Source organism: Mesorhizobium sp. M5C.F.Ca.IN.020.32.2.1, from assembly GCF_004023105.1.
In the GTDB taxonomy this organism is placed as follows: Bacteria; Pseudomonadota; Alphaproteobacteria; order Rhizobiales; family Rhizobiaceae; genus Mesorhizobium; species Mesorhizobium wenxiniae.
The window spans coordinates 1-5335 of sequence record NZ_RZSX01000424.1; the positions used below are offsets into that span (position 1 = coordinate 1).

4 protein-coding genes are annotated in these 5335 nt (G+C 63.6%); all 4 read right to left on the minus strand.

Annotated features, from left to right (window positions below; all coding sequences use genetic code 11):
* Window positions 1-68: 68 nt before the first annotated feature.
* Entirely contained in the window at window positions 69-2543 is a 2475-nt protein-coding gene (locus EOA86_RS20580) for an FAD-dependent oxidoreductase (RefSeq protein WP_164891862.1), read from the minus strand.
* The gene (locus EOA86_RS20585) at window positions 2540-3721 is read right to left on the minus strand and encodes a pyridoxal phosphate-dependent aminotransferase (protein WP_128343319.1); all 1182 of its coding nucleotides are present in this window, start codon (window positions 3719-3721) and stop codon (window positions 2540-2542) included. The genes EOA86_RS20580 and EOA86_RS20585 overlap by 4 nt, the downstream gene beginning before the upstream one ends.
* Entirely contained in the window at window positions 3721-4620 is a 900-nt protein-coding gene (locus EOA86_RS20590) for a homocysteine S-methyltransferase family protein (protein ID WP_128343321.1), read from the minus strand. Before EOA86_RS20590 ends, EOA86_RS20585 begins: the two co-directional genes overlap by 1 nt.
* On the minus strand, window positions 4617-5335 hold a 719-nt coding region (locus tag EOA86_RS20595; protein ID WP_164891863.1), incomplete at its 5' end, for an aminomethyltransferase family protein. The genes EOA86_RS20590 and EOA86_RS20595, both read right to left, overlap by 4 nt.

The window sequence follows — 5335 nt, forward strand, 5'->3', positions numbered from 1 at the left end:
CTCATCGACACCGAGGACGAGGGCGGCGTTCCTGGAGAAAGTGCGAACGAAGCTGGAGCGCTTCTGAGCTACATCCGCACCCGTTCCGATTTCGGATCATACATCGGCTTCAGCGATGCCTCGGCGGCGAAGCGCTCGCCGGCGATTTCGATCGCGTAGGACGACGACAGCAGGTCCGCCTCGCTCTCGCCCTTGCAAGGCACGTAGCCGAGGCCCATGGCGCCGCCGAGATGATGGCCGTAATTGCCCGAGGTGATCGGGCCGACGATCTTGCCGTCGCGCAGGATCGCCTCATTGTGAAAGAGCAAGGGTTGCGTGTCTTTCAGGCGGAACTGCAGCAGCCGCCGGTCCAATCCGGTTTCTTTTTTTCTCAGCACGGCGTCGCGGCCAAGGAAGTCGCCCTTGGCAGTCTTCACTGCGAAGCCAAGGCCTGCCTCCAGCACATTGTCCTCATCGGTGATGTCGTGGCCGAAGTGCCGGAAGGCCTTTTCGATGCGGCAGGAATCCAGCGTGTGCAGGCCGCAGAGTTTTAGGCTGACATCGGCGCCGGCCTCCTCGATCGCCTCGAACACGTGGGCGGCCTGGTCGGTCGAGACATAAAGCTCCCAGCCCAGTTCGCCAACATAGGTTACGCGGTGGGCGCGGGCCAGCCCCATGCCGATTTCAATCTCCTGAAACGTCCCGAACGGGTTGGTTTCGTTGGAGAAATCGTTCGGGCTCAGCTTTTGAATCAGCTTCCTCGCATCCGGACCCATCAGGCAAAGCACGGCTTCGGCAGCGGTGACATCGGTGATGACGACGAATTCATGGGAGAGGTGTTTTTTTAGCCACGCGAGATCGCGCTGCAGCGTCGCGCCAGGCACGACCAGGAAGTAGGCCGTTTCAGATAGCCGTGAGACGGTGAGATCGCTCTCGATACCTCCGCGCTGGTTGAGCATTTGGGTATAGACGATCTTGCCCGGCGCCACGTCCATGTCGTTGGCGCAGAGTTTCTGCAGGAAGGCGCAGGCATCGCGGCCCTCGACACGGATCTTGCCGAACGAGGTCATGTCGAACAGGCCGACGCCGTTTCGGACGGCCAGATGTTCCTCGCGCTGGTTGTCGAACCAGTTCTGCCGCTTCCATGAATAGCGGTATTCGCGCTCCTGGCCGGGCCTGGCGAACCAGTTGGCGCGCTCCCAGCCGGCAACCACGCCGAACACCGCACCGCGCGCCTTCAGATGTTCGTGCAGCGGCGAGCGTCTGACGTTCCGCGAGGTCGCCATCTGGCGGTACGGAAAATGGTCGGCATAGAGCAGGCCGAGCGTCTCGGAGACGCGCTCCTTCAGGTAGCGGCGGTTCTTCTGGAACGGCTGGGCGCGGCGGATGTCGACCTCCCACAGATCGAAGGGTGCCTCGCCGTCATTGATCCATTGCGCCAGGGCCATACCGGCGCCGCCGGAGGAAACGATGCCTATCGAATTATAGCCGGTCGCGATCCAGTAGCCGGAAAGCTCCGGCGCCTCGCCGAGATAGTAGCGATCATCAGGCGTAAAACTCTCGGGACCGTTGAAGAAAGTGTGGATGCCGGCGCTGGCCAGCATCGGCATCCGGTTGACGCCCATTTCAAGGATCGGCTCGAAATGCTCGAAATCCTCAGGCAACTGGTCGAAGCAGAAATCTTCGCGGATGCCGTCCATGCCCCATGGCTTGGCCACCGGCTCGAAGGCGCCGAGCATCATCTTGCCGGCGTCTTCCTTGTAGTAGGCGCATTCGTCCGGCACGCGCAGCACCGGCAGGCGGGTCAGGCCGGAGATCGGTTCGGTGACGAGGTAAAAGTGCTCGCAGGCATGCAGCGGGATGGTGACGCCGTTCTGGCGCCCGAGCTCGCGCGCCCACATGCCCGCGCAATTGACGACGACATCGGCTTCGATCATGCCTTGCTCGTCGCCTTGCGTCCAAGAGACGCCGGTAACGCGGCTATCCCTGGTATGGACCTTGGTTACCTTCACGTTCTCGACGATCGTCGCACCGCGCTGGCGCGCACCCTTGGCCAGCGCCATGGCGATATTGGCCGGGTCGCACTGGCCGTCGAGCGGCAGATGCACGGCGCCGACCACATCGGAAATGTTGAGATGCGGGTACATCTCCTTGACTTCATCAGGCGAAATCTCGCGCACGTCGACATCGAACGCGCGGGCGAGAGACGCCTGCCTATAAATCTCGTGCTTGCGCTCCTCGGTCAGCGCCACGGTGATCGAGCCGACCTGCCGCATGCCGGTGCCGACATCGGTCTCGGCTTCGAGCTTGACGTAGAGGTCGGCCGAATATTTCGCCAGCCGCGTCATGTTCTGCGAACCGCGCAGCTGGCCGATCAAGCCGGCGGCGTGCCATGTCGTGCCCGATGTCAGCTGCTTGCGTTCGAGCAGCACGATATCGGTCCAGCCGAGCTTGGCCAGATGGTAGGCGACCGAACAGCCTGAAACACCGCCGCCGATGATGACGGCCCTTGCTTTGGGAGGAATGGCCTTTGTCGGGATGGTATTCTGGGGCAGGGCGCTCATGCAGCCTCACGGCGATAGTTGGAAGCGAAGCGGCGCAGCCGAAGGGCTGCTTCCAAAAGTATCGCCTCGGGCTGGCAGAGGCTGACGCGGATGTGGCCGGCGGCGGCATCGCCGAAACTCGAGCCCGGCATGACGCCGACTTTTTCCTTGTCGAGGAAAGCCCAGGCGAATTTCTCGTCGTCCGGCTCGATGGCCGAAATGTCGAGCATGACATACATGCCGCCTTCAGAGCCGCGCACGGTGATGTTGTTCATACCGTGCATTGCGTCGAGGACGACGCTGCGCCTTGCGGCATAGCGTTCGGCGATCTCCTTGACGCCATAGCCGTTTTCCAGCGCCTCGGCGCAAGCGAGGCTGATGAAGGCCGGCAGGCCGTAGGTCGTCACCAGATTGAGGTTGGTCAGCAGCGAGATCATCTCTTCTGACCCGGTCAGCCAGCCCATGCGCCAGCCGGTCATGCCGTGGCTCTTCGACATGGAATTGATGACCAGCGTGCGTTCCGCCATGCCGGGCAGCGAGCGCGGCGAGATGTGCTCGCCGCCGCCCAGCGTCCAATAGACCTCGTCCGACAGCAGCCAGAGGTCATGTTCCCGGCAGATCTGCGCCAGGTCTTCCAGCCGCTGGCCCGAGTAGACAGCACCCGTCGGGTTGTTGGGCGTATTGATGAGGATGGCGCGCGTGTTCGGCCGGAGCGCGGCACGAATGTCGGCGGCTCGCGGCTGGAAACCATCCTCGGGGGGTGTCTCGACTACGGTGAAATCGGCGCCCGCTGCACTGAACGTGTTGGGGTAGGTTGCGTAATAGGGCGCCACCACGATGGCATGGTCGCCCTGATCGAGAACGGCTTGTACCGCCGCGTAAAGCGCTGCCTGTCCGCCTGGCGTGGCGATGACCTGGTCGGGGTTGGTCGCAACGCCGGTGCACACGGTCGACGCCGCCGCCATTGCCTTGCGCAGGCGCGGAATGCCGGGAAGCGGGGTGTAGTGGTGGTTGCTGGCGCGAACCGCGGTCACGCAGGCTTCGATCGTCTGCGCCGGCGTGTCGAAATCGTGGTCGCCAACCGACAGCATGATGATGTCCTCGCCGGCCTCCTTGCGTGTCCAGGCAGCGAAATGAACCTCCCAGCCATCCTTGCCGGAAGGCACGATGCCGGAAATGCGCGATGATGGTCTGGGCATTATGCTACTCCCGAAATTTCGTAGCCGGCCTGTTCGAGCCGGTCACGCAGGGCGGCGATGTGGGGCGGTCCGACTTCACAGCAGCCGCCGACGATGCCGGCGCCGGCCTCAACCCAGCCGACTGCCTGGCCTGCATAGGCGTCCGGATCAAGGTCGTGGCGGGCGTGCAGCACTTCCACGGTGCCGCCATGCTTGAGCGCCTCAATCGAGGTGAAGCCGTTGGCATAGGCGCCGACCGGGCCGCCGAGGCAGATCAGTTCGGGCAACGCTGCAGCAATCGCTTCGGGCCTGCAGCAATTGACCAGTCTAGCTGCGACCGGCAGCCCGTTGAGAGCGCTCGACGCAGCCGCAATGGCTTCGCCGCTGCGCAGTCGTGGTGCGCCGTGATCGGCAAGTGTCCAAGACACCCACACCGGTTTGCCGCTTTCCGACGCCGCGGTGACAGCCGCGCGCGCCTCCTCGGCCGACGCCATGGTTTCGCACAGGAACAGATCGACGCCGTCAGCCTGCTCGGCAACGATGCGGCGGTAGATGTCGAGCGTATCCTGGAAGGATATCGTCAGTGCCGGCGCGTAGCTGCCGAACAGGGGCGACAGGCAGCCGGCGATTGCCGCGTCGCCGGCCTGGTCGCGAGCTTGCCTTGCCAGTTCCATGCCGCGCTTCTGCAGCGGCTTGAACAGCTCTTCCGCGCCCTCCCGCGCCAGCCGTTCGGGCGTTGCCGAATAGGTGTTGATGGTGATGACACGGGCGCCGGCCCGGATGAACTCCGCATGCAGGTCGCGCACCAGGTCCGGTTCGTCGATCAGCACCCTGGCCGACCATAGCGGGGTGGGATCGGACTTGCTGCGGCGTACCAGTTCCTGACCCATGCCGCCGTCAGTGAGGATAACCGTATTCACGCGCGCAACCTCTCGTTCTTTGGATCCCACAGCGGTTCGTCCTTCTGCACGATCGCTTTGAAGCGCTCGCCGAAGATCTCGACCTCGACCGTAGTTCCCGGCTCAGTGAGATCGGCCCGCAGCATGCCGAGCGCGATCGATTTGTCGATACGATGACCCCAGCCGCCGGACGTCGTCTCGCCGACTATCCGGCCGTCATGCCACAGCGTCGACATGGTAGGCGCATCGCAGTCGCCGGGGTTTTCGATGATCAGCGTGACAAAGCGTTTCTTGACGCCCTGCTGCTTCTCGTTCTGAAGCGCTGCCTTGCTGCGGAAGTCGGGCTTGTCCCATCTGACGAAACGCTCCAACCCACCCTGCAGGATCGAATAGTCGGTCGACAGGTCGCCTTTCCAGGCGCGATAGCCTTTTTCGAGCCGCAGCGAATCCAGCGCGTACATGCCGAACGGCGTCAGGCCGTGCTTCTGGCCGGCCGCCCAGACAGCGTCGAAGACGGCGGCGGTGGCGTCGACCTTGGTGTGGATTTCCCAGCCGAGTTCGCCGGCGAAGGACACGCGCACCAGCCTTGCCCAACGGCCGGCGACCGTCGTCTCCTGGTGCGTCAGCCAGGGCAGAGCAAGGTCGGCGGCGCAGACATCGGCGAGGATTTTTCGCGAATTGGGCCCGGCGAGGATCTGCGTGGAGTATTCCTCGGTCCGGTCGACCAGCTTAAATG

What these genes read in the sequence shown, in the direction of transcription:
- EOA86_RS20580 (WP_164891862.1), bottom strand. Translation starts at nt 2,543, where the DNA reads ATGAGCGCCCTGCCCCAGAATACCATCCCGACAAAGGCCATTCCTCCC.
- EOA86_RS20585 (WP_128343319.1), bottom strand. Translation starts at nt 3,721, where the DNA reads ATGCCCAGACCATCATCGCGCATTTCCGGCATCGTGCCTTCCGGCAAG.